The sequence below is a fragment of the Dokdonella sp. GW821-FHT11D02 genome (assembly GCF_058808595.1).
In genome coordinates, this window is record NZ_CM179520.1 from 4,214,193 (window position 1) to 4,239,427 (window position 25,235).

General features: G+C 66.7%; 25 protein-coding genes. 12 read left to right on the plus strand and 13 right to left on the minus strand.

Annotated features, from left to right (window positions below; genetic code table 11):
• Positions 1 to 53 precede the first annotated feature (53 nt).
• The 3 genes from upp to AC3QL3_RS17895 all read right to left on the minus strand — a co-directional run bounded on the left by upp (position 54) and on the right by AC3QL3_RS17895 (position 2,119).
• Positions 54 to 689: a uracil phosphoribosyltransferase gene (gene upp / locus AC3QL3_RS17885; RefSeq protein ID WP_492895450.1), complete on the minus strand. Its 636-nt coding sequence runs from the start codon at positions 687 to 689 to the stop codon at positions 54 to 56.
• Positions 690 to 786: 97 nt separating this feature from the next.
• Positions 787 to 1,656, minus strand: coding sequence for an ankyrin repeat domain-containing protein (locus AC3QL3_RS17890; RefSeq protein WP_492895451.1), 870 nt, complete (start codon positions 1,654 to 1,656; stop codon positions 787 to 789).
• A gap of 52 nt (positions 1,657 to 1,708) precedes the next feature.
• The gene (locus tag AC3QL3_RS17895; protein ID WP_492895452.1) at positions 1,709 to 2,119 is read right to left on the minus strand and encodes a VOC family protein; all 411 of its coding nucleotides are present in this window, start codon (positions 2,117 to 2,119) and stop codon (positions 1,709 to 1,711) included.
• Between the two features lie 336 nt (positions 2,120 to 2,455).
• Between AC3QL3_RS17895 and AC3QL3_RS17900 the strand changes: the two genes are divergently transcribed.
• Positions 2,456 to 5,305: a valine--tRNA ligase gene (locus tag AC3QL3_RS17900; protein WP_492895453.1), complete on the plus strand. Its 2,850-nt coding sequence runs from the start codon at positions 2,456 to 2,458 to the stop codon at positions 5,303 to 5,305.
• Positions 5,306 to 5,338: 33 nt separating this feature from the next.
• Positions 5,339 to 5,908: a hypothetical protein gene (locus AC3QL3_RS17905; RefSeq protein WP_492895454.1), complete on the plus strand. Its 570-nt coding sequence runs from the start codon at positions 5,339 to 5,341 to the stop codon at positions 5,906 to 5,908.
• A gap of 52 nt (positions 5,909 to 5,960) precedes the next feature.
• On the opposite strand, the gene rimI is transcribed toward AC3QL3_RS17905, so the two are convergent.
• The 10 genes from rimI to AC3QL3_RS17955 form a co-directional block, all read right to left on the minus strand.
• On the minus strand, positions 5,961 to 6,398 hold the full coding sequence (gene rimI / locus AC3QL3_RS17910; RefSeq protein WP_492898977.1) for a ribosomal protein S18-alanine N-acetyltransferase: 438 nt from the start codon (positions 6,396 to 6,398) through the stop codon (positions 5,961 to 5,963).
• Between the two features lie 131 nt (positions 6,399 to 6,529).
• A complete protein-coding gene (locus tag AC3QL3_RS17915; protein ID WP_492895455.1) occupies positions 6,530 to 7,012 on the minus strand; it encodes a hypothetical protein in 483 nt (160 codons plus the stop codon).
• A complete protein-coding gene (locus tag AC3QL3_RS17920; RefSeq protein ID WP_492895456.1) occupies positions 7,002 to 7,616 on the minus strand; it encodes an ABC-type transport auxiliary lipoprotein family protein in 615 nt (204 codons plus the stop codon). Before AC3QL3_RS17920 ends, AC3QL3_RS17915 begins: the two co-directional genes overlap by 11 nt.
• Complete coding sequence (locus tag AC3QL3_RS17925) at positions 7,613 to 8,539, minus strand: MlaD family protein (protein ID WP_492895457.1); 927 nt, start codon at positions 8,537 to 8,539, stop codon at positions 7,613 to 7,615. The genes AC3QL3_RS17920 and AC3QL3_RS17925 overlap by 4 nt, the downstream gene beginning before the upstream one ends.
• 66 nt (positions 8,540 to 8,605) lie before the next feature.
• A complete protein-coding gene (locus tag AC3QL3_RS17930; RefSeq protein ID WP_492895458.1) occupies positions 8,606 to 9,406 on the minus strand; it encodes an ABC transporter ATP-binding protein in 801 nt (266 codons plus the stop codon).
• The gene (locus tag AC3QL3_RS17935) at positions 9,403 to 9,873 is read right to left on the minus strand and encodes a ClpX C4-type zinc finger protein (RefSeq protein WP_492895459.1); all 471 of its coding nucleotides are present in this window, start codon (positions 9,871 to 9,873) and stop codon (positions 9,403 to 9,405) included. Before AC3QL3_RS17935 ends, AC3QL3_RS17930 begins: the two co-directional genes overlap by 4 nt.
• A gap of 1 nt (position 9,874) precedes the next feature.
• The gene (locus tag AC3QL3_RS17940; protein WP_492895460.1) at positions 9,875 to 10,672 is read right to left on the minus strand and encodes an MlaE family ABC transporter permease; all 798 of its coding nucleotides are present in this window, start codon (positions 10,670 to 10,672) and stop codon (positions 9,875 to 9,877) included.
• Positions 10,669 to 11,007: an STAS domain-containing protein gene (locus AC3QL3_RS17945; protein WP_492895461.1), complete on the minus strand. Its 339-nt coding sequence runs from the start codon at positions 11,005 to 11,007 to the stop codon at positions 10,669 to 10,671. The genes AC3QL3_RS17940 and AC3QL3_RS17945 overlap by 4 nt, the downstream gene beginning before the upstream one ends.
• On the minus strand, positions 11,004 to 12,734 hold the full coding sequence (locus AC3QL3_RS17950; protein WP_492895462.1) for an ATP-binding SpoIIE family protein phosphatase: 1,731 nt from the start codon (positions 12,732 to 12,734) through the stop codon (positions 11,004 to 11,006). Before AC3QL3_RS17950 ends, AC3QL3_RS17945 begins: the two co-directional genes overlap by 4 nt.
• Entirely contained in the window at positions 12,731 to 13,549 is an 819-nt protein-coding gene (locus AC3QL3_RS17955) for a CDP-alcohol phosphatidyltransferase family protein (RefSeq protein WP_492895463.1), read from the minus strand. Before AC3QL3_RS17955 ends, AC3QL3_RS17950 begins: the two co-directional genes overlap by 4 nt.
• A 155-nt stretch (positions 13,550 to 13,704) precedes the next feature.
• Between AC3QL3_RS17955 and AC3QL3_RS17960 the strand changes: the two genes are divergently transcribed.
• The 10 genes from AC3QL3_RS17960 to AC3QL3_RS18005 all read left to right on the plus strand — a co-directional run bounded on the left by AC3QL3_RS17960 (position 13,705) and on the right by AC3QL3_RS18005 (position 25,233).
• On the plus strand, positions 13,705 to 14,127 hold the full coding sequence (locus AC3QL3_RS17960; protein ID WP_492895464.1) for a DUF4124 domain-containing protein: 423 nt from the start codon (positions 13,705 to 13,707) through the stop codon (positions 14,125 to 14,127).
• A gap of 110 nt (positions 14,128 to 14,237) precedes the next feature.
• Positions 14,238 to 15,935, plus strand: a complete 1,698-nt coding sequence (locus AC3QL3_RS17965; RefSeq protein ID WP_492895465.1) for a proline--tRNA ligase — start codon at positions 14,238 to 14,240, stop codon at positions 15,933 to 15,935.
• A gap of 277 nt (positions 15,936 to 16,212) precedes the next feature.
• Entirely contained in the window at positions 16,213 to 16,542 is a 330-nt protein-coding gene (locus AC3QL3_RS17970) for an H-NS histone family protein (protein WP_492895466.1), read from the plus strand.
• Between the two features lie 554 nt (positions 16,543 to 17,096).
• Positions 17,097 to 19,052, plus strand: a complete 1,956-nt coding sequence (locus AC3QL3_RS17975; protein ID WP_492895467.1) for an acetoacetate--CoA ligase — start codon at positions 17,097 to 17,099, stop codon at positions 19,050 to 19,052.
• A gap of 88 nt (positions 19,053 to 19,140) precedes the next feature.
• Positions 19,141 to 19,800, plus strand: coding sequence for an O-methyltransferase (locus AC3QL3_RS17980; RefSeq protein ID WP_492895468.1), 660 nt, complete (start codon positions 19,141 to 19,143; stop codon positions 19,798 to 19,800).
• Positions 19,797 to 20,798, plus strand: a complete 1,002-nt coding sequence (locus tag AC3QL3_RS17985) for a glycosyltransferase family 2 protein (RefSeq protein ID WP_492895469.1) — start codon at positions 19,797 to 19,799, stop codon at positions 20,796 to 20,798. Before AC3QL3_RS17980 ends, AC3QL3_RS17985 begins: the two co-directional genes overlap by 4 nt.
• Positions 20,799 to 20,805: 7 nt before the next feature.
• Positions 20,806 to 21,555, plus strand: a complete 750-nt coding sequence (locus AC3QL3_RS17990) for a class I SAM-dependent methyltransferase (protein ID WP_492895470.1) — start codon at positions 20,806 to 20,808, stop codon at positions 21,553 to 21,555.
• Entirely contained in the window at positions 21,552 to 23,807 is a 2,256-nt protein-coding gene (locus AC3QL3_RS17995) for a DUF6311 domain-containing protein (RefSeq protein WP_492895471.1), read from the plus strand. Before AC3QL3_RS17990 ends, AC3QL3_RS17995 begins: the two co-directional genes overlap by 4 nt.
• A 37-nt stretch (positions 23,808 to 23,844) precedes the next feature.
• Positions 23,845 to 24,774: a lysylphosphatidylglycerol synthase domain-containing protein gene (locus AC3QL3_RS18000; RefSeq protein ID WP_492895472.1), complete on the plus strand. Its 930-nt coding sequence runs from the start codon at positions 23,845 to 23,847 to the stop codon at positions 24,772 to 24,774.
• 84 nt (positions 24,775 to 24,858) lie between these two features.
• A complete protein-coding gene (locus tag AC3QL3_RS18005) occupies positions 24,859 to 25,233 on the plus strand; it encodes a DMT family transporter (protein WP_492895473.1) in 375 nt (124 codons plus the stop codon).
• Positions 25,234 to 25,235: the final 2 nt, after the last annotated feature.

Sequence of the window (25,235 nt, forward strand, 5' to 3'; positions counted from 1 at the left end):
CAGTCCGTGCGCCTACCGCTCCGAAGCGGCAAAGCGCTCGCGAAGATTCCGCGTCAGGTCTTGGTGCCGAAGAAGCGATCGCCGGCATCGCCGAGGCCCGGCACGATGTAGCCGTGGTCGTTCAAGCCTTCATCGATCGCAGCGGTGTAGATCGGCACTTCGGGGTGCTGTTCGTGCAGATGCGCGATGCCTTCCGGCGCGCTGACCAGGGAGACGTAGCGGATCGAACGCGGCCGCGTTTCCTTCAGCCGGTCGAGCGCGGCGACCGCGGAATGGCCGGTCGCCAGCATCGGATCGACCACGATCGCGTCGCGCTCGTGCATGCCGCGCGGCATCTTGAAGTAGTACTCGACCGCTCGCAGCGTCTGCGGGTCGCGGTACAGGCCGACGTGGCCGACGCGCGCGCCCGGCACCACCTCGAGCATGCCCTCGAGCAAACCGATGCCGGCGCGCAGGATCACCACGAACACGGTTTTCTTGCCGTCGATCAGATGTCCGGTGGTCGCCGCCACCGGCGTCTCGATCGCGACCTCGCGCAGCGGCAAGTCACGCGTGACTTCATACGCCATCAAGGCCGACAGCTCGCCGAGCAGGCGGCGGAAGTCGGCCGTGCTGGTGCCTTTGCGGCGCAGCAGGGTCAGCTTGTGCTGGACCAGCGGATGATCGATGACGTGGACGGCGGCGGGCATGCGCGCTCCTCGGTTCGCGGAGGCGAACGATAGCGTGTCCGCGTGCCGGCGTCGCCGCGACGGTCCGCGAAAAGGAGACACACGGCGCCAGCGCGTCTCAAGCCTGCGCCGATGCGCCAGCTGACCTCAAATAGGCCTCGATCTCGGTCTGCCGCTCGTGTTGCGCCCACTGCAGCGGCGTGCCGCCGTAGACGCTATCGCGCCGGTCGAGCCGTGCGCCGGCCGCCACCAGCGCCTGCACCGACGCCAGCGAGCCGGCCGCGATCGCCTGGTGCAAGGCCGTCGCATGCGGATGGATGTCCGCGCCGTAGCCGTCGATGTCGACGCCGAACGCGAGCAGCCGCGCGATCGCCTCGGCGCGTCCGTTGATCGCCGCCGCGATCAATGCGTTCTTCCGCTCGCGCGGCCCCGCGTCGCGCGCGAGCCGTTCGACTTCGTCGCCGCGACCGAGGCAGAGCGCCGCGGCAAGATCGAGCGCGACGCCGCGCTCGATCAGGTGCGCGGCCGCCTCCAAGTTCGCAGCGCCGAGCGCGGCGAGGCAATCGCTAGCGCGTGCCCCGGCGTCGATCAGGCAGTCGAGCAATGGCGTCTGCACGCCGCTCTCGCGCGCGGCGCGGCCACTGACGAGCAAGGTCAGAGCGTAATCGAGTTGCGCCTGCAAGCCGTGCGGATCGGCGTGCCGCGCGGCTTCGATCAGCATCGCCGCCAACGACGCGATGTTGCGCGGCAGGGGTTCGCCGCGGAGCGGATTGCCGGCGACGAACCAGAGCAGGTACGGCTCCCTGAAGTAGCCATCTAGCGCGCGGCCGACGCGCTCGCGCAGCCATTCGCCGGGCGCGGTCAAGCGTTCCGCGCCAAGCGCGGGATGCGCCGCGAGCACCCGCGCCAATGTCACCGCATCGCCGGCGTCGAGCGCGTGCACGGCGCTGCGGAAGCGTTCGTCCCGGCTCTTAGCCGCACTCGTCATCGGCCGGCGACCGCGGCGGCCGGCGCTGGCTCGCCGAAGGTGATCCAGTCGCTCATGCGCGTCGGTCGAGCGGCGATTGGAAACACAGTTCGTAGCCATCCGGATCGCGCAGGTACAGCTGCTTCATACCGTACGGCGCGATCCGCGGCGGCTCAATCGGTAATCCCTTCGAGCGGAAAACCGCATACGCGGCGTCGACGTCGGCGCACGCGAAGAAGAGGCCGGTATCGCGGTGCGCCGCGACGCGCGCCGGCTCCGGCGCAGGCGGCCGCAGCTCGGTTTCGTAGGCGGTGTTGAGCATCAGGTCCACCGCACCGCGGCGTAGCCAGACCCAGTCGGAGTGGTCGCCGCGGCCGGAATCCTCGACTCGCTCGAAACCGAGCAGGTCGCGATAGAAGGCGAGCGCGGCCGGCATGTCGAACACTTGCAGCAGCGGCGTCATACCGTCGAAGTGCAAGCTCATGGCAGCGGCACCTGCACAAAGGACGGCGCCGATGGTCGCTCGACGCAGCGCGCTTGGAAATGGCGGCAGTTCGCGCACCGGTTAGCGCCGGCATCGAGCGAGCGGTCCGCGTTCGATCGGAACGTGCCGCGACAAGTGACGGGAAACGGCTCGACACGCTGCATGACCCACCTCGTGACGCGTTCGACCTCGATCACAGGCTAGAACGGCCGCTCGGTGGCGGCAAGCCGCGCGACGCCCGCGCACGGAAGTTGGGCGCAGCCGCCGCGCCCCTTACAATCGCCGTCCCGCCCTTCAATCCGCGGCCCGCTCGCGCGGGACGATCAGCCTATGTCGATGGAAAAGAGTTTCGAGCCGAGCCAGATCGAATCGAAGTGGTACGCCGCCTGGGAAGCCGCCGGCGACTTCAAGCCGCGTGGCGACGGTGCGCCGTACTGCATCCTGCTGCCGCCGCCGAACGTCACCGGCACGCTGCACATGGGTCACGCCTTCCAGCAGACGATCATGGATGCGCTGACGCGCTACCACCGCATGCGCGGCTTCCGCACCTTGTGGCAGGGCGGCACCGACCACGCGGGCATCGCGACGCAGAAGATCGTCGAGAACCAGCTCGCCGCCGCCGGCCAGACGCGCCACGATCTCGGCCGCGCGCGCTTCATCGAGCGCGTGTGGGAGTGGAAGCAGGAATCGGGCTCGACCATCACCCACCAGATGCGCCGTCTCGGCGCCTCGGTCGACTGGTCGCGCGAACGCTTCACGATGGACCCGGGCTTGTCCGCGGCGGTGCGCCGCGTGTTCGTGCAGTGGTACCGCGACGGCCTGCTCTATCGCGGCCGCCGCCTGGTCAACTGGGACCCGGTGCTGATGACGGCGGTGTCCGACCTCGAAGTCAACAACGAGGAGAAGGAAGGCTCGCTGTGGTCGATCCGCTATCCGGCCAGCGATGGCGGCGAAGGCCTGGTGGTCGCGACGACGCGTCCGGAGACCATGCTCGGCGACGTCGCGGTGGCCGTGCATCCCGAAGACGAGCGCTACCAGGCACTGATCGGCAAGACCCTGAAACTGCCGCTGACGGGGCGTGAGATTCCGGTGATCGCCGACGACTACGTCGATCGCGAGTTCGGCACCGGCTGCGTCAAGATCACGCCGGCGCACGATTTCAACGACTGGCAGATCGGCGCGCGTCACAAACTCACGCCGATCACCATCCTCACGCTGGATGCGAAGATCAACGACAACGCGCCGGAGAAATACCGCGGCCTCGACCGCTTCGCCGCGCGCAAGGCGGTGCTGGCCGACCTCGAAGCCGAAGGCCTCTTGGTCGAGACCAAGAAGCACAAGCTGCAGGTGCCGATCAGCCAGCGCACCGATGCGGTGATCGAGCCGATGCTGACCGATCAGTGGTTCCTCGATCTCACCAGCGAAACCCGCGTCGACGGCAAGCCGGGACCGGGTGGGCGCAAGGCGATCACGGAGCCGGCGCTCGCGGCCGTGCGCGAAGGCGAGATCCGCTTCGTGCCGGAGAACTGGGCGAGCACTTACAACCAGTGGCTGGAAAACATCCAGGACTGGTGCGTCAGCCGCCAGCTCTGGTGGGGCCACCAGATTCCGGCCTGGTACGACGAAGCCGGCAACATCTTCGTCGGCGAGGACGAGGCGGATGCGCTCGCGCACGCGACGAGCCAGCCGGTCGGCGCGCTCAAGCAGGACGAGGACGTGCTCGACACCTGGTTCTCGGCCGCGCTGTGGCCGTTCTCGACCCTGGGCTGGCCCGGCGATGGAGCGGTCGCGGACGAGAACGGTCATGTCGTCGCGAACTGGCCGCAGGACCAAGCCTTCCTGCCGAGTGCGGTGCTGGTGACCGGCTTCGACATCATCTTCTTCTGGGTCGCGCGCATGGTGATGGCGACCCAGTACTTCACCGGCAAGGTGCCGTTCCGCGAGGTCTACATCAACGCGATCGTGCGCGATGCCGAAGGCCAGAAGATGTCGAAGTCGAAGGGCAACACGCTCGACCCGCTCGACCTCATCGACGGCATCGACCTCCAATCGCTGGTGAAGAAATCGACTGCTTCGCTGCTGATCCCGCAGGTGCGCGAGAAGGTCGAAAAGCGCGTGCGCAAGGATTATCCGGACGGCATCGCCGCGGTCGGCACCGACGCGCTGCGCTTCACCTTCGCCGCGCTCGCCACCTACGGCCGCACGATCAACTTCGATCTCAAGCGCGCCGAAGGCTACAAGGCGTTCTGCAACAAGCTGTGGAATGCGGCGCGCTTCGTGTTGATGAATTGCGAAGGGCCGGGATTGGAGATTGCGGGTTGGGGATTGGACAAGGCGCCGGCGACGGCGGCCGAAAAGTGGATCCTGGCGCGTCTGCGCGTGACCTTGATCGAGGTCGAGGCGCAGATCCAACTGTACCGCTTCGATCTCGTCGCGCAGGCCCTGTACGAGTTCGTTTGGAACGAATACTGCGACTGGTTCGTCGAGCTGGCCAAACCGGCGCTCGGCGGCGAGGACCAGGCCGCGGCGGCTTCGACGCGCTACACGCTGCTGACCGTGCTCGAAGCCGCGCTGCGTGCGCTGCATCCGATCACGCCGTTCATCACCGAGGAAGTGTTTCAATCGGTTGCGCCGCTGCTTAGCCTCAAGGAAGCCAGCATCACCGAGCGCCCCTACCCCAGCGCCGAGGACTGGCCGGCCGACGACGCCGCGGCCAGCGCCGACGTCGAATGGCTGCGCGCGGTACTCACGCAGATCCGGCGCATCCGCAGCGAAATGAACATCGCGCCGAGCAAGACGATTCCGCTCTTGTTCGCCAACGGCAGTGCCACCGATCGCACACGCGCCGAGCGCTTCGCCGCGCAGATCGCGTTCCTCGCACGCGCCGAATCGCAGCGCTGGCTGCAGCCGGGCGAAACCGAGCCGGCCGCGGCCGCGGCGATTGTCGGCGAGATGAGGCTCTTGATTCCGCTCGCCGGCCTGATCGATCTCGGCGCGGAAAAGGCGCGCTTGGAGAAGGAAATCAAACGCGTCGAAGGCGAGCTGGCGAAGTCGAGCGCCAAGCTGGCCAACTTCGGCGAGAAGACGCCGCCGGCGGTGGTCGAGCAGGAACGCGCGCGTGTGGCGGAATTCACCGGCTCGCTCGCCGCGCTGCGCGAGCAGGCGGCCAAGCTCGGCGCGTTGTAGAGTCCGAGCGTCCGTCTCGCCGAGGAGGTCGCCGTGACGCTCGCCACTCTGGTCAACATCGGCAGCCTGATCAGCAGCGTAGCGGTGCTGATCTCGCTGGTGTATCTGAACCGGCAAATCCGTCAGGGCGCGCTGAATCAGCGCTCTAAGATGGATCGCGGCCGTTCGCAGCAGGTCGGCGAATGGCTGCAATACATCGCACAGCCCGAGGTCGCCGCGCTGATCCTGCGCGGTCACGCCGGCGATCCGACGCTGACCACGCTCGAATGCCACCGCTATCTGTGGAGCATGTATCCGCTGATCCTGCATTTCGAGGACAGCTACTACCAGCACCGCGACGGCATGATCAGCGAGGCGCAGTACGCCTCGATCGTCGGTCACCTGAAGTCGCGCTGCCCCTCGCCGGGTTTTCGCGCGTTGTGGTTGCACGTGCGCGGACGCTTCCCGGCCGACTTCGCCGCGTTCGTCGACGGCACGTTGCGCGAAACGCCGGCCGCGCCCGGCGCGGATGCGGAATGGACCGAACGCTGGCGCGAACACGCCGCGGCGGAAGTCGCGCAGGCGAACGCGGCGGCACGATCGAACGCGGCGAACGAACGCTGAAGCGGCACCATGAAACGCGTTCCGAACGCAGGCGCCGCGCCAGCGCGCCGGTTCACTCCTCCGCGCCGAGCAGCTCCATCGCCATCACCAGCGCGTCTTCGCGGCCCTTCTTGGCCGGGTAGTAGTTCGGCCGGCGGCCGAATTCGTTGAAGCCGATCGATTCGTACAGCGCGATCGCACGCGGATTGGACGGCCGCACTTCGAGGAACACGCGCTCGCTGCGATGCCAGCGCGCCAAATCGAGCAGGCGCGCGACGATGCGGCGGCCCAATCCCTGGCCGTGCTCACCCGGCACGACGCAGACGTTCAAGATGTGCGCCTCGTTCGCGCCGGTCGACAGCACGCCGTAGCCGACGATGTCGCTGTCGCGCACAAGCACGACGCATTCGTACGCCGCGCGCAAGCAATCGGCGAAGATCGTGCGGCTCCACGGAAACTCGTAGGCGGCCGCTTCGATCGCGGCGACGCGATCGAGATCGTCGAGGCGCATGCGCCGGAATTCGGCCGATGGCTGCTTCAGGATAGCGACCACGTTTGAGACACCTTGCCCTAGTTGTCGGCGCCAGCGTCTGGCAGGAGCTCTAGGACCCTCATCGACTCGAAGGCTCTAGAAACGCCGCCTCACCGCTCTCCGCCCGAACCCAACCCACGCACGATCCGGCGCAACTCGCTCCACAAAGCCCGCTTGGCACGCGCATCGCCCGCCAGTGCGGAGGCTTCGCCGGTGACGATCCAGCCCATCTCGCGCTGACGCTGCGCCGGCAATAGCGCACCGGCCGCGCGCACCGGCGCGTCGCCGAACAGTACCAAGGCGCGTGCGCTCTGCAACGCGGCCTCGGCGGGTTCCTCGCAGGTGGTGCAGGCGATGCGCGCGAAGCGTAAAGCGCGCGCGACGTCGGCGATCAGCGCGGCCGGCTTCGGCGCGCCGGCGCGCGCGATCAGGACGATGTCGGCCTGCGCTGCGCTCGCCGGCGGCGCGACCATCGCTGCGGAGGCGCGCGCGGTTTCTGCCGCTGCGCTCGCCGTCGCATCCGCGCGCCGGCGCGGCAGATACACGTCGATGCCCATTTCGGTGAGCCGGGCCAGGCTCGTTTCATCCAGCATGCGTATTCCCGCGGCGCAGATCTTGTTGGAACTTGGCGAAGATTTCGTCGAGCGCCGCGCCGTAGGCGTCGACCGTCGCCTTCAGGCCGTCGCCGCCGGCCGGGCGCTCGGCACGATAATACTCGTCGAGCCGCGGCGTGCCGTCACCGGCGTCCACGCGCAGGCGCAAACCCACCACGGCTACGTAGCTGCCATCGGCGTTCGGCACGCGGTCCAAGCGCAGGATCGCGCCACGCACGCGCGCGGCCTGCGCGCTCGCCGGCAACTGATCGGTCACCACCGGAGCGACGCCGGCGTTGCGCAGCTGTTCGATCAATCGCCGCTGCAGGATGTGCGGCGGCGAATCGGTCCACATCTGGTAGTGATACTGGCGCAGCTCCTGCGCACTCGGATCGAGCGCGTAGATCAAAGCCTGATCCGCATAGACGCCTTCGGCGCCGAAGATTTCCACCACCAAGGGTTCGCGGAACAGCGGCACCAATTCCTGCGGTAGCGCTTGCGGCCGCGGCAGGCGGTAGTAGGTGAAGTCCGGTACGGTCGGCGCACTGCACGCTGCCAGCGTGGCCAGGCTCAATCCCAACAGCGTATCGCGCAGGCGCGTCATCGCGGCTCCTCTTCGAGCTTGTCCGCCTTCGGCGCGATGATCAGGCGGTTGGGATGCTGACGGATCTCGCGGCTGAATTCGTTGACGTAGCGGCTGGCCGATTCGAGGTGATGCATGATCACGTCCATCCGGCTCGACAGCGCCTCCAACGCGCTGGCGAGATCTTGCACCGAGCGGCGCAGGTCGGCGCGATTGTCCTTGGCGATGCCGGCGACATCGCCGAGCGCATGGTCGAGGGTTTCGCGCGTCTTGCGCAGCTCGCCGCTGAGCTTGCTCGCTTCATCGAGCGTGCGCGCGAGCGCGGCGCGGTTTTCGGGCTTCAACACGTCGTTGAGCGCGTCCGAGGCGCGGTTCATGCGCTCGAGCAGGCTGTGCGTTTCCTCCAAGATCTGCGGCGTGCGCTGGTCGATCGCCTCGGTGATCGAGCCGACGCGCTGCGACAGCGTCTGGATCAGCGGCGAGATCTGCGTGCGCGTCAACGAACTGACTTCGGCCGCCAGCTCGTTCATCACGGTGAAGACGTTGCCGCCCTCCTCGCCTTTCAGCTCGGCGCCGGGCGCGAGCATCTCGCGGCTCGTGCCTTCGCGGATGCCGACCGAGACGTCGGCGAGCAGCCCGCTCGATTGCAGCCGCGCCACACTGTCCTTGGGGATCGGCCAGTCGCGGCGCAGCGCCAGCTCGATCTTGTAGCGCGTGCCGGCGGCGTCGCGTTCGGGCGTTACCGCTGCGACCTGGCCGATGCGATAACCCTGGTAGAACACCGGCGCGCCGTAGCGCAGGCCGGTCACGTCGCGATAGCGCACCAGATAATCGCTGCTGGCGACGCCGCGGCCGGTGATCAAGGTCAGGCCGACCAGGAGCAGGGCCAGCGCGCCCAAGACGACCGCGCCGACGAGTACGTAGTTGATCGAGTCGCGTCTCACATCGTGGTCCTGCGTCGCCCCCTGGTCGCTCCGGCTCGCGCCGGCACGACGACCGGTCAGACTCTATCAGGCTTCCTCTTCGGTGAGCCGGCGCAGGTAGGCGTCGGCGTCGACCTGCACCACGCGCGGACGCCGGTTCAAGAGGTTCTGGATGCGTTCGTTCGACGACGCGCGCACCGCCGCGACCGGGCCGGTCATCAGGATCTCGCCGGCATCGAGCACGGTGATCGTATCGGCGATCTTGAACGCGCTTTCCAGCTCGTGCGTGACCACGACGATGGTCATGCGCAGCGCGTCGCGCAGGCGCAGGATCAGCTCGTCGAGCTCGGCCGAGACGACCGGATCGAGCCCGGCCGACGGCTCGTCGAAGAACAGCAGGCGCGGGTCCATCACGATCGCGCGCGCCAACGCGGCGCGCTTGACCATGCCGCCGGAGAGCTGGCTCGGCATCAGGTCCTGGAAGCCGCCGAGGTCGACCACCTCGAGTTTGAGCCGGCTCATGATGCGGATCGTCGACTCGTCCAGCTGGGTGTGTTCGCGCAAGGGCAGCGCCACGTTCTCGCCGACCGTGAGCGAGGTCAGCAACGCGCCACCCTGGAACGACACGCCGATGCGCTTGCGCACGTCCTGCAGCTCGCGTTCGCTGGCCTGGCCGAGATCGACGCCGAACAGTTTGACCGTGCCCGCCAGCGGTCGCTGCAAGCCGAGCAAATGCCGCAACAGGGTGCTCTTGCCCGAACCCGAGCCGCCCATGATGACGCGGATCTCGCCCGCCTCGACGCTGAAGTCGATCCCGTGCAGCACGCGGCGGCGGCCGTACCAGGCTTCGAGTTGTTCGACTTCGATCAAGGGTGTCCCGACGTTCATTGCTGCGCTTCCAGAACAGCGTGAAGTCGTCGAACGCAATCACTGCAGATGGCTGCTCGATCGCCGTGCATCATCTGAGTGTCCATTTGGAAATGGTAGCGGCCGCAGAACGAACAGCGCTCATCGCGGTACTCGTCCGCGACCGCCTTCGCGAAATCCGCTTCGGAATACGGCGCCTTCCGCCACTTTCCTTCGAGACCTTCGTAGCGCCGGTTTGCGTGCGACATCGCTTCTTCGATGCTAGTGCCATCCGAAATACCCAGACAGGCCCATTCCGCGTCGCAATGAAACAGCATCACGCCGTCGTCGGCGAGATTGCGGACGACTGCGAGACGAGTCACCGCGCCGAGCTCGACGCCATCGACGTATACCTTGCCCTTCGGCGTGTATCGAACGGAGTCATCGACGATCGCGTAGTGCAAAACGCGAGCGCAATCGATCAGCGGCGGCACGATTTCGTTCGGCATGTCATCGATTCAGGAAGAACGAAAACACCATATCGACCACGATGATCCAGCAGATCGAAAGCACCACCGCGCGCGTGGTCGCGCGACCGACGCCTTCGGCGCCGCCGCTGACCGAGAAACCGGTGCTGACGCCGATCAGCGTGATCAGCACGGCGAACACGAAACTCTTGGCGATGCCCTGCCAGACGTCGCCGGGCGAGAGCAGCGACAGGGTTTGCAGGAGATACGCGCTCGGCGTCACGTTCAAGGCCGGCGCGCTGTACAACGCCGCGCCGAGAATCGCGGCGGCGTCGGCGAGCACGGTCAGCACCGGCAGCATGACCAGCATCGCGAGCAATGCCGGCGCGACCAGATAGCGCACCGGGTCGATGCCGATCACCGCGAGCGCGTCGACTTCCTGCGACACCGACATCGAACCGATGCGCGCGGCCAGCGCCGAGCCGGAGCGGCCGGCGACCAGGATCGCGGTGATCAGCGCACCGAACTCGCGTGTGACCGATTTCGCCACCGCCAGTACGACCTGCGATTGCGCGCCGAATTCGCTCAAGGAAGCGATGAACTGGATGCCGAGCATCAAGCCGACGGTGAAACCGAGCAAGAGGCCGATCGGCAGCACGTCGACACCGATCTCGCGCATCTGGCGCACCACCGGCGCCAAGCGCAGGCGCTGGCCGACGCGCCAGCCGAACAGGGCGTAATAGAGCGCCTCGAGCAACAGCATCGCGGCGTAGCCGACGCCGCCGACAGCCTCCAGCGTGACGCGCCCGAGGTTCGCCAGCGGGCGCGTCAGCGCGTTCACGCAGCGACCGCGTCGACGCTCGGCACCAGCACGAACACGCGATCGAGACGCGCCAATTCGAGCACCGCGCGCACCGCATCGCTGACCGCGACCAGCACGAAGCGGCCGCTGTGCGTGCGCGCGCTCTGGAAGCCTTCGACCAGGGCGGCGATGCCGGACGAGTCGATGTAGCTGACCGCCGACAGGTCGATGCCGACCGGGCGGCCGCCGGTGAGCGCGCCGAGCACGGCATGGCGCACCTCGGCCGACCACGACAGGTCCACTTCGCCGCTCAGGCGGATCAGCACGTACTCGTCGCGGTCTTCGCGCGCGACGGCATTGGCAGGCAGGTTCATGTTTCGCTGGTCTCGTCGATACGTTTGCGCAGGATCAGCCGGTTGCCGCGGCCTTCGCGCATCGGCTCGATGCGCCATTCGTCCATGATGCGGTCGATCAGGGCCACACCAAGCCCACCGCTGCGGCAATCGCCGAGCGGCTGCGGTTTGATCTTGGCGATGTCGACGCAGGGCGCCGCGTCGGTCAGCTCGAAGCTGAGCAGGGCACCCTCGCGCAGCACACGCAAGCCGATGTCGCCGTCGCACTCGGCGCCGTAGGCGTGGCGGATGATGTTGGTGCAGGCCTCGTCGACCGCCAGCACCAGGCGGTCGCGCAAGCCCTTCTCCACACCGATCGTATCGAGCGTGCAGCGCAGCGCGGCGCGCATCTCGCGCAGCTCTTCCGCGGCGGCACGCAGGCGGCGTTCGAGCAGCACGTCGGCCGTACCCGCGCGCGGCGCTTCGATCATCAGCACGGTGGTGTCGTCGACCAGGCGCAGGCGCCGCAACTCGGAGAACAGGCTGCGCAGGCGCGCCTCGGTCGAACCGGCGACGTGCCGGGCGATCAGCGCGCGCACGCCGTCGTGGCCGATGCGACGGCCGCTGGCGTCGCGCACGTCGATGGCGCCGTCGGAAAACGCGTAGAAGGTGCCGCCGTCGAGTTCGACTTCGTGCTCGGCGAACGCCGCTTCGCGCAGGATACCGAGCGGCGGCCCTTCGGACGGGTACTCGGCGAACGCACTGCCGTGACGCACCAAGGCCGGCGGGAAACCGGCGCCGGCGAAACGCACGCGCTTCGCCGCGCGATCGCAGTAGCCGACGATGGCGCAGACGAAGCGTCCGTCCTGGGTCGTCTCGCACAACTCGTCGTTGGCGCGCGCGAGCCAGGCCGCCGGCGCGACGCCGTCCTTGCCGGCCCAGCGCAAGAGGCTGGCCGCGCGCACCATCAGCAGCGCGGCATCCAGGCCCTTACCGGAGACGTCGCCGACGACGAAACCGATGCGGCCATCGGCCAGTTCAAAGTAATCGTAGAAGTCGCCGGAAATCTCGTGCGCCGGCCGGTTTAGTCCCATGATCGGAAAGCCGCCGCGGCGACGCTTGGGCAGCAGCGATTTCTGCATGCGCCGCGCGAGGTCGAATTCGCGCCGCATGCGCTGCTGCTCGAGCAGCGCATGCGCCTGGCGCGCATTGCTGATGGCCAGCGCGATCGGCACCGCGATCGCATCGAGCAGTTCCGCATCGAGCGTGGACAGGGGCTCGCCGTCGCGGCGGTTGACGATCTCGAGCGCGCCGATCGGCCCGGCCGCCGTGCGCAGCGGCGCGCACACCAGGTTGCGCGCGCGGAAGTCACCGCCGCCGGCGTGCCAGATGGAAGCGTCCGCCGCGGCGTCGGCGACGATGCGCGTCGCGTTCTCGGCGACGGCATGGCCGGCGATGCCCTGGCCGATCGCGAGCTGGGTTCCGGTGAGATCGACAGGCCCGATGCAGAGCTTGCATTCGAGCAGGTGCGGCGCGCCCTCTTCGAGCGCCTGCTCGTCGAGCAGGAACAACGCGGCTGCTTCGACCTGCATGAAATCGACGACGCGGTGCACCGACTCGGTGACTGTGCGGCGCAAGTCCAGCGAGACCGCCAGCGCTTGCGACAGTTCGGCCAGGAAGCCGAGCGCTTCGGAGGCTCCGGCACGCGCAGGCGCCGCGCCGACCCGCGCCAGCGCGGCGGACGGCGGCAGCGCGCGTGCGGCTTTCATTCGTCCGCCCGGCCCGATTCGCGCAGGGCGCGGCGGCTGCTGCGCTTCTGATGCAGGCCCCACAAGGTCATCACCGGGCCCGACAGCACGTACAGCACGGCGATCGCGAACAGCACGCGCGGCGTGTCGATCGCCAGCGCGACCAAGATCAGCATCGCGATCGGAATCCAGATGAAAGGCACGCGGTCCGACTTCGGTCCGGCCTTGAAGCTGAAGTAGCGGAAGCGGCTGACCATCAAGAGACCGGCCACCACCGCGACAACCGGCGTGACGAAATCGACGTCGTTGGAATCGAGGCCGAACAAGCCCTTGTCCTCGATCGCCCACACGAAGGACATGCACAAGCCGGCCGCGGCCGGACTGGCCAGGCCTTGGAAATAGCGTTTGTCGGCGACGCCGACTTGAGTGTTGAAGCGTGCCAGACGCAACGCCGCGCAGGCGGCATAGATGAAGGCGGCGGCCCAGCCGAGCTTGCCCCAGCCCGACCCGTAAGCTTTCAACGCCGACAGCGACCAGGTGTAGAGCACCAGCGACGGCGCCAGGCCGAAGCTGACCAGATCCGACAGCGAGTCGTACTGCACGCCGAACTCGCTCTGCGTATTGGTCAGGCGCGCGACGCGGCCGTCGAGGCCGTCGAGCACGCCGGCGACGAACACCGCGATTGCCGCCTCGGTGTAGCGCCCGCCGATCGCCGCGACGATGGCGTAGAAGCCGGCGAACATTGCCGCCGTGGTGAACAGGTTGGGCAGCAAATAGATGCCGCGCGGCGGCTTGCGCGCACCGTTGGGGGATGGGGCGATGTCGGTCTGCGGCATTGGACGGAAATGCCCGGCGAGGAAGGGACGGTTGGCGACGGCCGAAGTGTACCGTGATCCTCATTTCGCGGCGTCTCGGCTTGTGCCGCCGAGCGAGGGGTGCTATCCAGTCGCCCGGCAAGGCGCTACCCCTGGCGCCGGCAAGGGGGCCCATGATGAAACGCTGCCAGCTGCTGTTCGCACTGCTGGTCCTGACCGCGCCGGCCGCGGCGACGGAGATGTATTCCTGGACCGACGCCAACGGCGTCAAACATTTTTCCGATTCGCCGCCGCCGCCGAACGTGGCGAAGGCGAAGAAGCTGAAGGTGCAAGGCGGCGTCACCACCACCGCACCGGAAGACGAAGCCAAGCCGGCCGACAAGAATTCGGGCCCCGCGCTCGCCGCGGCCGCCGGCTACGCGCCGGAAGACATCAAGCGCAACTGCGAGATCGCGCGCAAGAATCTGGTCTCGCTCGAAGCGCAGAAGCCGGCGCTCGACGCGAACGGCAATCCGACCGACGCGGACGCGGCGAAAAGCCACCAGGCGCAAATCGACAAGGCGAATCAGCAGATCAAGCTGTTTTGCGCCGCGCGTTGATCGCGCCGATCCGGCACTCGCCGGCATCGGCACGACATCGCCGGTAGCGCGCGCCGGATAATGCGTCACGGCTGCTAGAATCGAAGGTTCCATCGCCCTTCCGGAACCCCATGCGCCTTTCCCGCTTCCATCTCGCGACCGTCAAGGAAGTTCCCGCCGACGCTGAGATCGCGAGCCATCGGCTGATGCTGCGCACCGGCATGATCCGCAAGCTCGCCGCCGGCATCTATACCTGGTCGCCGCTCGGCTTGCGCGTGCTCGGCAAGGTGCAGGCTATCGTGCGCGAGGAAATGAACCGCGCCGGCGCGATCGAATTGCTGATGCCGTCGATCCAGCCGAAGGAACTGTGGGAGGAAACCGGACGCTGGGAGAAATTCGGCGGCCAGCTGCTGAAGATCCGGGATCGCAAGGACGCAGGTTATTGCTACGGCCCGACGCACGAGGAAGTCATTACCGATTTCGCGCGCAACGAGCTGAAGAGCTACAAACAACTGCCGATCAATTTCTATCAGATCCAGACCAAATTCCGCGACGAAATCCGGCCGCGTTTCGGTGTCATGCGAGCCCGCGAATTCTTGATGAAGGACGCGTATTCGTTCCATCTGAGCGCCGATTGCCTGGATCGCGAATATCGCAACATGTACGACGCCTACGGCCGCATCTTCACGCGCCTGGGGCTCCGCTTCCGCGCCGTGCAAGCCGATACCGGTGCGATCGGCGGCAATGCCAGCCACGAATTCCAAGTGCTGGCCGATTCGGGTGAAGACACCATCGCATTCGCCAGCGAGTCGGACTATGCGGCGAACGTCGAAATGGCCGAAGCGCTGGCCCCGGCCGCGGCGCGACCGGCAGCGGCACGATCGCTCGAGCGCGTCGCCACGCCGACGCAGAAGACGATCGAAGACGTGTCCGCGTTTCTCGGCGTCGCACCCGATCGTTGCGTCAAGACCTTGCTCGTGCGCGGCGTCGACGGCCTGGTCGCACTGTGCCTGCGCGGCGATCACGAGCTCAACGAGGTCAAGGCCGGCAAGCTGGCCGAACTGGCCGGCGCGGTGACGCTGGCCGACGAAGCCGAGATCGTGCGCGTCACCGGCGTGCGTCCGGGCTTCATCGGCCCGGTCGGCCTACCCGATTCGATTCCGGTCATCGTCGATCGCAGTGCGGCTGCGCTGGCCGATTTCGTCTGCGGCGGCAATCAGGACGGCAGTCACTACCAAGGCGCCAACTGGGAGCGCGACGCGCGCTGGACGCGCGTGGTCGATCTGCGCAAAGTGGTCGAAGGTGACGCGTCGCCCGACGGTCACGGCCTCCTCTCGATCGCGCGCGGCATCGAAGTGGGCCACGTATTCCAGCTCGGCCCCAAATACGCCGAAGCGCTCGGCGCCACCGTGCTCGACGATGCAGGCAAGGCACAGGTGATGCAGATGGGCTGCTACGGCATCGGCGTCAGCCGCATCGTCGCCGCCGCGATCGAGCAGAACCACGACGACAACGGCATCGTCTGGCCGGAGCCGATGGCGCCGTGGCGCGTGGCGATCTGCCCGATCGGCGCGCAGCAGAATGCGCAGGTGCGCGAAGAAGCCGAACGCCTGTATGCGGAATTGAATGCGCAGGGCATCGAAACGCTGCTCGACGATCGCGGCCTGCGTCCGGGGCCGATGTTCGCCGACATCGAACTGATCGGTATTCCGCATCGCGTCGTGATCAGCGAACGCGGACTCGCCGCCGGCACGTTCGAATATCGCCGTCGCGGCGAAAGCGAAAATCAAGCGCTCGACCGCGAAGAGCTGCTACGCCGTTTCGGCTGACCGGCGCGACAAGCCGATTGGAGTATCCATTTGGCGGCTTAAATACCGCCGATTGTCTGCTGTCGCCGGTTTGCGCGACCATTGTTCCTCACTGCAAATATGGATTTTTGCGCTAGGTGGCGGTTAAACTGCGGCCAGTCCGGCGCATGTGCCATTCGGCACGCAGTATTTGGGGGAACGGAATGCCAGAATTGGGCAGATCCGTCCGGCTCGCGACTGTGCCGGTTTGAATGGATTCCATTGCTTCTTCACCGAATAATCGAGAGGTAAACAAGGCATGGCGATCGATCTCAAGTCCCTGAACCACAATCAGCTTTCCGATTTGATCGCGCGTGCGAGCGCGCGTCAGGAAGAACTGGTCAAGGAGAAGGCCTCGAAGTTGCGCGAGAAGATCAACGCGCTGGTCAAGGCCGAAGGATTCGGGCTCGACGAAGTACTCGGCCGCGCCGGTGCCGGCGGTCGTGGCAAGGCGCGCGGCAAGGTCAAGCCGAAGTATCGCAATCCGGCCGACGCGAGCCAGACCTGGAGCGGTCGCGGCAAGCGTCCGCGCTGGTTCAACGCTGCGCTGTCGGCCGGTAAGAAAGAGAAGGATCTCTTGATCGGTTGATCCACCTCGCCATCGATGCATCTGAAACGCCGGCCTCGTGCCGGCGTTTTTTTTTGCGGCTATGTTGGCGATCGCTGGCGTCGGAGGGCGCGCGTGCAACGTGTGCGCTGCGTGTTGGTGGCATCTACCCGCGGCCATCGATGGCCGCACTTCGGGTAACTAATGCGATCGTCCATGATCGCTTTGTCGGGTGGGGCAGACACGCCGTGAGCGCGGCATCTTCGTCGCCTCTACCCGCGGCCATCCGTGGCCGCACTTCGGGTAGCTAATGCGATCGTCCATGATCGCCTTGTCGGAGGGGGCGGACCCGCGTGAGCGCCGCATCTTCGTCTTGTCTACCAGCGGCCATCCGTGGCCGCACTTCTCAGTTTGGTTGACTGGGGGCGGGGCGAACTGGCGAGTGTCGGTCGCTTCCCCGATAATCGACGCCGGCTGTGGCGCGGTGAGCGCGCGCACGGCGACTTTGGGGAATTCGTTTCGATCCGGCACGCACGCGAGGTGTGCGCCGGTCTCGAACTATCGGCTCCGCCGGAACCAAGCGCATCGACCTGACCATGAACAAACCGATTTGGGAACCCAGCGCGGAACGCATCGAACGCGCGAATCTGAACCGTTTCATGCGTTTCGTGCGCGAAAGCACCGGCGACGAAGACATCCAGCGCTACTCGCCGCTGTACGAGTTTTCGATTCGCCAGCCCGAGCGTTTCTGGTCGCTGGTATGGGAGTTCTGCGGCATTCGTGCGCAAGGCGAGCACGAACCGGTGCTGGTCGACCGCGACAAGATGCCGGGCGCGAAGTGGTATCCGAACCTGCGCTTGAACTTCGCGCAGAATCTCTTGCGCTTCAAGGACGACCGTCTCGCGATGGTTTTCCGCAACGAATGGGGCCACAAGCGCGAGCTGACGTACGCGCAGTTGCACGCCGAAGTCGGCCGCATCGCGCATGCGCTGAAGCAGGCCGGCGTCGGCGTCGGCGATCGGGTCGCCGGCTTCCTGCCCAATCTGCCCGAGACGATCATCGCGATGCTGGCGACGACGTCGCTCGGCGCGATCTGGTCGTCCTGTTCGCCGGATTTCGGCATCAACGGCGTGGTCGACCGCTTCGGTCAGATCGAGCCGAAAGTGCTTTTCACCGCCGACCGCTACGGTTACGGCGGCAAAAGCTTCGATTGCCTGGAGAAGATCCGCGGCGTGATCGACCGCATGCCGAGCATCCAGCACGTCGTCGTGATCCCCTACAGCGGCGAGCCGCTCCAGCTCGACGGCCTGCCCAATGCGATCGCCTGGCCCGACTTCGCCGGCACGGAAGAGCACGCGCTGAAGTTCGAGATGCTGCCGTTCGATCATCCCGTCTACGTGATGTACTCCTCCGGCACCACCGGCGTGCCGAAATGCATCGTGCACGGCGCCGGCGGCACGCTGATCCAGCACCTGAAGGAACTGGTGCTGCATACGGACTTGAAGCGCGAAGACCGTTTCTTCTATTACACGACCTGCGGCTGGATGATGTGGAACTGGTTCGCCTCCGGCCTTGCGGTCGGCGCGACCCTGGTCGTCTACGACGGCTCGCCCTCGCATCCCGACGGCAACGCCTTGTGGAGCTTGGCCGATGAAGTCGGCATCAGCGTGTTCGGCACCAGCGCGAAGTGGCTCAGCGCGATCGAAAAGGCCGGCGTGAAGCCGCGCGAAACGCACAAGCTGATCCATTTGAAGACGATCCTCTCGACCGGCTCGCCGCTGGCGCCGGAGAGCTACGACTACGTCTATCGCGACGTCAAAGATCGCGTCCTGCTCGCCTCGATCTCCGGCGGCACCGACATCATTTCCTGCTTCGCCCTCGGCAGCCCGCTGCTGCCGGTGTACCGCGGCGAATTGCAGTGCCGCGGCCTGGGCATGAAGGTCGAGATCCTCGACGACGCCGGCAAGGCGGTGCGCGGCGAGAAGGGTGAACTCGCCTGCACCGCGCCGTTCCCCTCGATGCCGGTTTTCTTTTGGAACGACACCGACGGGCAGAAGTACCGCAACGCGTATTTCTCGCGCGTGCCCAACGTGTGGTGCCATGGGGACCACGCCCTGCTGACCGAACGCGACGGCATCGTCATCTACGGCCGCTCCGACGCGACGCTGAATCCGGGTGGCGTGCGCATCGGCACGGCCGAGATCTATCGTCAGGTCGAGCAAGTGCCCGAAGTGCTCGAGTCGGTCGCCGTCGGCCAGCATTGGCAGGAAGACGAGCGCGTGATCCTGTTCGTGCGCTTGCGCGAGGGCATCGCGCTCGACGACGGCTTGCGCGAGCGCATCGTCAAGCAGATCCGCGCCAACACCACACCGCGCCACGTGCCGGCGAAGATCCTGCAGATCGCCGACATCCCGCGCACGATCTCCGGCAAGATCACCGAGATCGCCGTACGCGACACCATCCACGGCCTGCCGGTGAAGAACACCGATGCGCTGGCCAATCCACAGGCGCTGGCGCTCTATCGCGACCTGCCTGAGCTGGGCTTGCCGTGACCGCGCGCCGACTTCAGCGGCACGAGTGTGGGGTTTGCGGGTGCTGAAGGCGGCGTATGTCCGACTCGTGCGCGCCACGGCGGTTCCGATGCGCGCTTTTGGATGGCTCGACCGTCTGCAACGCGCACCCAAGCACTCGGCGCGTTTCTGGTTGGGCAGCCAGTTCGCGGTTTACGACGCCGCGCAGCTGGCCAGTTTGGACGTCCCTTGGTGGACCTTCCCGGCGATCGACCGAGTCGAACGCTGGATCGCCGAACGCGGCGGTAAGGTACGCGCGTTCGAGTACGGCGCCGGCGCCAGCACGGCTTGGCTGGCGCGGCGCTGCGAACGGGTGGTGTCGGTCGAACACGACGCCGGCTTCTTCCGCACGGTGACGCCGCTGCTGGCGCGCGACAACGTGGAGCTGCGTCTGATCGAACCCGTTCGCAATGCGGCTTCACCACGCGCGCGCTCGGGTCGACGCGGCTACACCGAGTGCGACTTTTCCGCCTACGTCGATGCGATCGGTACGGATCGCTACGACCTGATCGTGATCGACGGCCGCGCGCGCGTGGCCTGCTTCGAACGCGCGCGCCTGCAGCTCGCCGGCGGTGGATTGATCGTATTCGACAACTCCGCCCGCGCGCGCTACGCGCCGGCGTTGAACCACCCCGGCAACCGTGTTCTGCGTTATCGCGGCTGGACGCCGGCGCTGCCTTACCGATCGGAGACTTCTCTCATCACCTTGTCCGAGGAGACCTGCGCATGACGACCTCCGCACTGCCCAGCGTCTCGATCATCGTGCCGGTGATGAACGAAGAGCACACGATTACGCGTCTGGCCGACGAAGTCCTGGCCGTAGCCGCGGCGCAGGACGGTTTCCGACTGGTCGATCTGCTTTTCGTCGACGACGGCAGCAGCGACGGCACTTGGGCGCGAATCGGCGAGGCAGCGGGTGCCGATCCTCGCGTGCGCGGCATGCGCTTGCGGCGCAACTTCGGCAAGGCCACCGCCTTGCAGATCGGCGCCGAGGCGGCGGCCGGCGACATCATCGTCACCATGGACGGCGATCTGCAGGACGATCCGCACGAACTGCCTCGTTTCGTCGCCGCGGTGCTCGCCGGCGACGATGTGGTATCGGGCTGGAAGCGGACGCGCCACGATCCGCTCGGCAAGACCTTGCCGTCGAAACTGTTCAACGCGATCACGGCACGCACCTCCGGCATTCCGCTGCACGACTTCAACTGCGGCTACAAGGCGTATCGGCGCGAAGTGTTCGAGGCGATCCATCTGTACGGCGAACTGCACCGCTTCGTGCCGGTGCTAGCGCACGCTTGCGGCTTCCGTATCGGCGAGATCGAAGTCACCCACCATCCGCGCCGGTTCGGCCATTCCAAGTACGGCGCGCGCCGTTTTCTACGCGGCCTGCTGGACTTGTTCACCGTGATGACGTTGACGCGCTACGCACGCAAGCCGGGGCATCTGTTCGGTGCCGGCGGTCTAGTGCTCGGCGCGCTCGGCACCCTCGTGCTCGCCTGGCTCAGCCTGCAGTGGCTGCTCGGACATCCGATCGGCGAGCGGCCGCTGCTGCAACTGGGCGTGCTGCTGGTGTTGGTCGGCGTGCAACTGTTGATGTTCGGCCTGCTGGCGGAGCTGATGATCAGCCGCGATCGCGACTCCACCCAGGCTTCTCTCGTGCGCGAACGCACCGCGGTGATGAAACTTTCTACTGCTCAGGACGAGCCGACGCGACTTCGGCACGACTGAGCGGCTGATGGACGAGACCTCCTACCAGCAATACCTCGAGGAAACCGGCGACTGGCTGAAACGAGGCCGGGCGCAGCTCTTGGGCGATTTGATCGAACGCCACGCGGCGCCGGGCCAAGAGCTGACGCTGTTGGAAGTCGGCGCCGGCGCCGGTCAGAATCTGCCGACGCTCGCGCGATTCGGTGCGGTGGACGCAATCGAAGTCAATGCGCTAGGGCGCGCCGCGATTGCCGCCAGAAACGTCACCCGCGACGTGTTCGCCGAACCTATACCGTTCGAATTGGATCGACGCTACGACGTGATCTGCGCGCTCGACGTGGTCGAACATCTGGCCGACGACCGTGCCGCCGTGGCTTGGATGGAAGAACATCTGCGCCCGGGCGGCCTCTTGATCCTGACCGTACCGGCGTACGCATGGTTGTTCAGCGATCACGACCGCATCCTCGGACACTACCGCCGTTATACGCGTCAGCAACTCGTGGCCGCGTTGCCGACCGGCATGACGGTGCTGACGGCGGCCTACTTCACGCACTTCGCGTTTCCGCTGGCAGTGGCCGCGCGCGCCGCGTGGTCGTTCGGCCGGCGCCTGCGCAACTCCCCCGCGGCCAAGCAGCCCTCACCCAAAGGCGGCCTCGCCACGCGCGTGCTCGGCGGACTGCTCGATCTCGAGCTGGCCTTGATCCGCCGCGGCTACCGCCCGCCGTTCGGCTTGTCGGTTTTCGCGGCGGCGAAAAAAGCGGGAGTGGATCGGTCATGAGCGATCGGCAACGTAGATGGCTGACCGCGGCGAGCCTGATCGTCGTCACGACGCTACTGCTGATCTTCGCGTTGAAGTTGCCGCTGTCGCGGCTGGACGTTCCCTATACGTTCTTCGGCGATGCGATCGACAAGCTGGTGCAGATTCAAAACGTGGCCGAGACCGGCTGGCTGTTCCACAACCCGCGCCTGGGCTATCCGTTCGGTTACGACCGTCTGGATTTTCCGCGCTTCGATTCGCTCAACTACGCGATCATGGGGCCGATTGCGGCGCTGACCGGCAGCGCCGGCCTGGCGATGAATCTGTATTTCCTCGCCAGTTTCTACCTGATCGGCGCGGCGGCGCTGTTCGCGTTTCGGCGACTGGGACTGAATACGGGCCCTGCGCTCTTGTGCGCCTTGCTGTTCGCGTTCCTGCCCTATCACCTCTTGCGCGGCGAAGGCCATCTCACCAACGGGACGTATTTCTTCGTTCCGTTCGGCATTCTCGTGCTGATTTGGCTGGCTCGCGGCGAGCTCGATCCAGCTGCACCCGGCGCGCGCCGCCGCTGGTGGCTGGCCTTGGCGACCGCGCTGCTGATGCCGCTGCAGATGCCCTACAACGGCGTCTTCTTCGCGCTGCTTTGCGGCTGCGCCGGCGTGCTGGCGCTGGCGCGACAGCCGCGCTGGCGCAGTCTGTGGCCGGCCTTGGTCTTGGGCGTTGCCGTATCGTGCTCGTTCGTGGCGGAGCAGATTCCGTCTTTGCTGCACAAGGCCGAGGTCGGCGCCAATCTCAACGTCGCCGAGCGTTCGTCATCCGAGGCGGAGCTGTACTCGATGCGACTGAATCAGGTCCTGTTGCCCTTCAGTCTTCATCGCGTAGACGCCATCGCTCAGGCCAAGCAAGGCTTCGATCAGGCGCTGGACATGCCGCAGGCGGAGTATCGCGACCAATACATCGGGGCATTGGGCGTGCTCGGCCTGCTCGCTTTGCTGTGGTCGCTGGCGCGTGTTGCCGTGAACGGCGGCTCGAACGGCACGCCGACCGATCTGGAACGCCACGTCCGTATCGCCGCCTTGCTGGCGATTGCGATTCTGATCCTGGCGCTGTCGAGCGGGCTGTTCACTCTGCTTTCGCACTGGGTCAGTTCGAAGATTCGTGCCGGCAATCGCATCCTTCCTTTTTTCGCGTTCGCTTGTCTGCTCGGCAGCGGCTGGCTGCTGCAGGGATTGCTCGCACGCTTGCGTCATCGCGCAGCGCGCGGAATCGCGCTGGCCGCAATCGGCACGCTCGCGCTGCTCGACGTGACCACGCCGGATTTGTACGTGGCGCGCGCCACGGCGGTTTCCAACTACGATTCCGCCAGTACTTACTTCAAGCAAGTCGAGCAAAGGCTCGGCAGCGATGCCGCCGTATTCCAACTGCCGGCGGTTTGGTATCCGGAGCATCCCTCCGTCGGCGCGATGGGTGACTACGAAGAGTTCAAACCGTATCTGTTCACGCGCAGCTTGAAGTCTTCCTACGGCGTCGCGCACGGCCGCCCCGGTTACTCGTGGGCGAGCACGCTCGAAAGCATGCCGGTGTCCGAGATGATCGCGCAGGCGCATGCCTTGGGTTTCGCCGCGATCCTGCTCGATTCGTCGGCCTACGCCGACGACAAGCTGGCGGCATTGACGGCGGCCTTGCGCAGCGCCCTGCCGCAACCGCCGCTGATCAGCGCGAGTCGCCGCTGGCTGCTGTTTCCGCTGGCGGAATGCTGCGGCTCGGCAGCCGGCGCGCAGACGGTTTGGAATGGCTCCGCTTTCACCTACGTCGCCGACGGCACGCCGCTCAAGTTCGGCAAGGGCGGGCGCGGCGGTTTCTATCGCGCCGGCGGCTGGGACGCGCTCGAGGATTGGGGCGTGTGGTCGCTCGGCAGCGTGGCGCAGTTGCGTATGCGCTTGGCGCCGCAATCCGCTGCCGCTCCGCTGCGGCTGACGCTGGATGCACAAGTTCTGCTCGGGCCGAATACGCCGGCGCGCGATCTGGTGATCGAGGCCAACGGTCGCGCGCTCGGCAACCTGCACTTCGAGCTCGGCAAGGCGCCGCCGTCCTTGCAATTCGATCTGTCCGAAGGGCTGATCGGAGCGGATGGCCTGCTGAATCTGCGCTTCGTCGTTTCGCCGGTGACATCGCCGCGCGCGGCGGGCGTGAGCATCGACGGACGCCCGCTCGGTGTCGGCTTGGTATCGCTGGCGATCGGGCCGGCCGCGGTCGCGGCAACACCGCCGTGACGACAATTCGCGCAGGCGGCGCGCGCCGCACTCCGGTATGAACGTCAAGCGGTTCCTGCGCGGGCTCGGTCTGCTGCTGTGCCTGGCCGCGTTGGCCTGGATCGCCCTGCGCTTCCTGCGTAGCGACGCTCTCTCCATATTGCAGCGTGTGCCGACCGAACCCTGGCGGCTCGGCACGGTGTTGGTGGGCGCGGCCCTCGCCTACGCGTTGACACTCAGCCTGCTCGCGTTCGCATGGTGGCGACTGCTCGCGCGGCAATCGCCACAAGCTCCGCCGCTCGGCTCGACGATGGCAACCTGGAGCGTCAGCCAGTACGGCAAATATCTGCCGGGCAACATCGCCCAGTACGCCCTTCGCCACGCCTGGAGCCGCCGCCATGCGACGCCGCATTCGGTCTTGGGGCTCGCTTCCGTGATCGAAGCGGCTCTGTTGCTTCTGGCCGCTCTGGTATTGACGCTGGGCGCGAGCGCGCAGGGCAAGTCGCTCGCCGGTTTCGATGCGCGCTGGATGCTGGCGCTGCTGCTGGCCGTATTGGTGGCAGGCGCCCTGGCGTTGCGTTGGGCGCGCGGACGCGAGCGCTTCCGCGCGCTGTCGCTGCCGAGCTTGCCGGCGATGACCCTGGTCTCGGTATTCGTCTGCGACATCGTGTTTTTCGCAGCGACCGCCGCAATCCTGTGTCTGCTCGCCCATTTCCTGGGCACAGCAGTCGACTGGCGGCTGATGCTGGCGGCGGGCGCCGCCAGCTGGGCGGCCGGCTTCGTCGTGATCGGCGCACCGGCCGGCTTGGGCGTGCGCGAGGCCGCCTTCGTCGCGCTGGCAGGGCCTGCGCTCGGCGAGGACCGCGCGCTGCTCTTGATCGCCCTATTCCGCCTAATCACGTTTTTCGGTGACACCTTGTTGTTTGCCGCCGGCAGCGTGTGGATGCGCCGTGCAGCGGCAGGTATCCACCGACCGGGAGCGGGCTGAGCGGGTCCGCACGAGCCGCGCCGTGTGGCGATATGGCTGCAACTGAGTGAAGATGCGCATCTTCTTTTACCCGGGAATCTCGACGTGCGTTGGTTGCAGCAACACGCCTTCATCGTCCTTTGCATCGCGTTCACCGTGACCAGCCAGCTTTTGATGCGCTGGCGCGTCGGCGCCGCCGGGCCACTGCCTGACGCGGCGGCCGATCGCGTCGCCTTCATCGGCGGTTTGCTGCTGACGCCGTGGATCTGGGTGGCGATCGGCTGCACCTTCCTCGCCGGCGTCAGCTGGATGCTGGCTTTGACGCGCTTCGAGCTGAGCTACGCGTTCCCGTTCACCGGCATCAGTTTCCTGGTGATCCTGCTCGCCAGCGCGTTCCTGTTCAACGAACACGTCACGGTCGCGCGTGTCGCCGGAACCCTGCTCGTAATGGCCGGCTTGATCGTCGTCGTGCGGTCCTGATC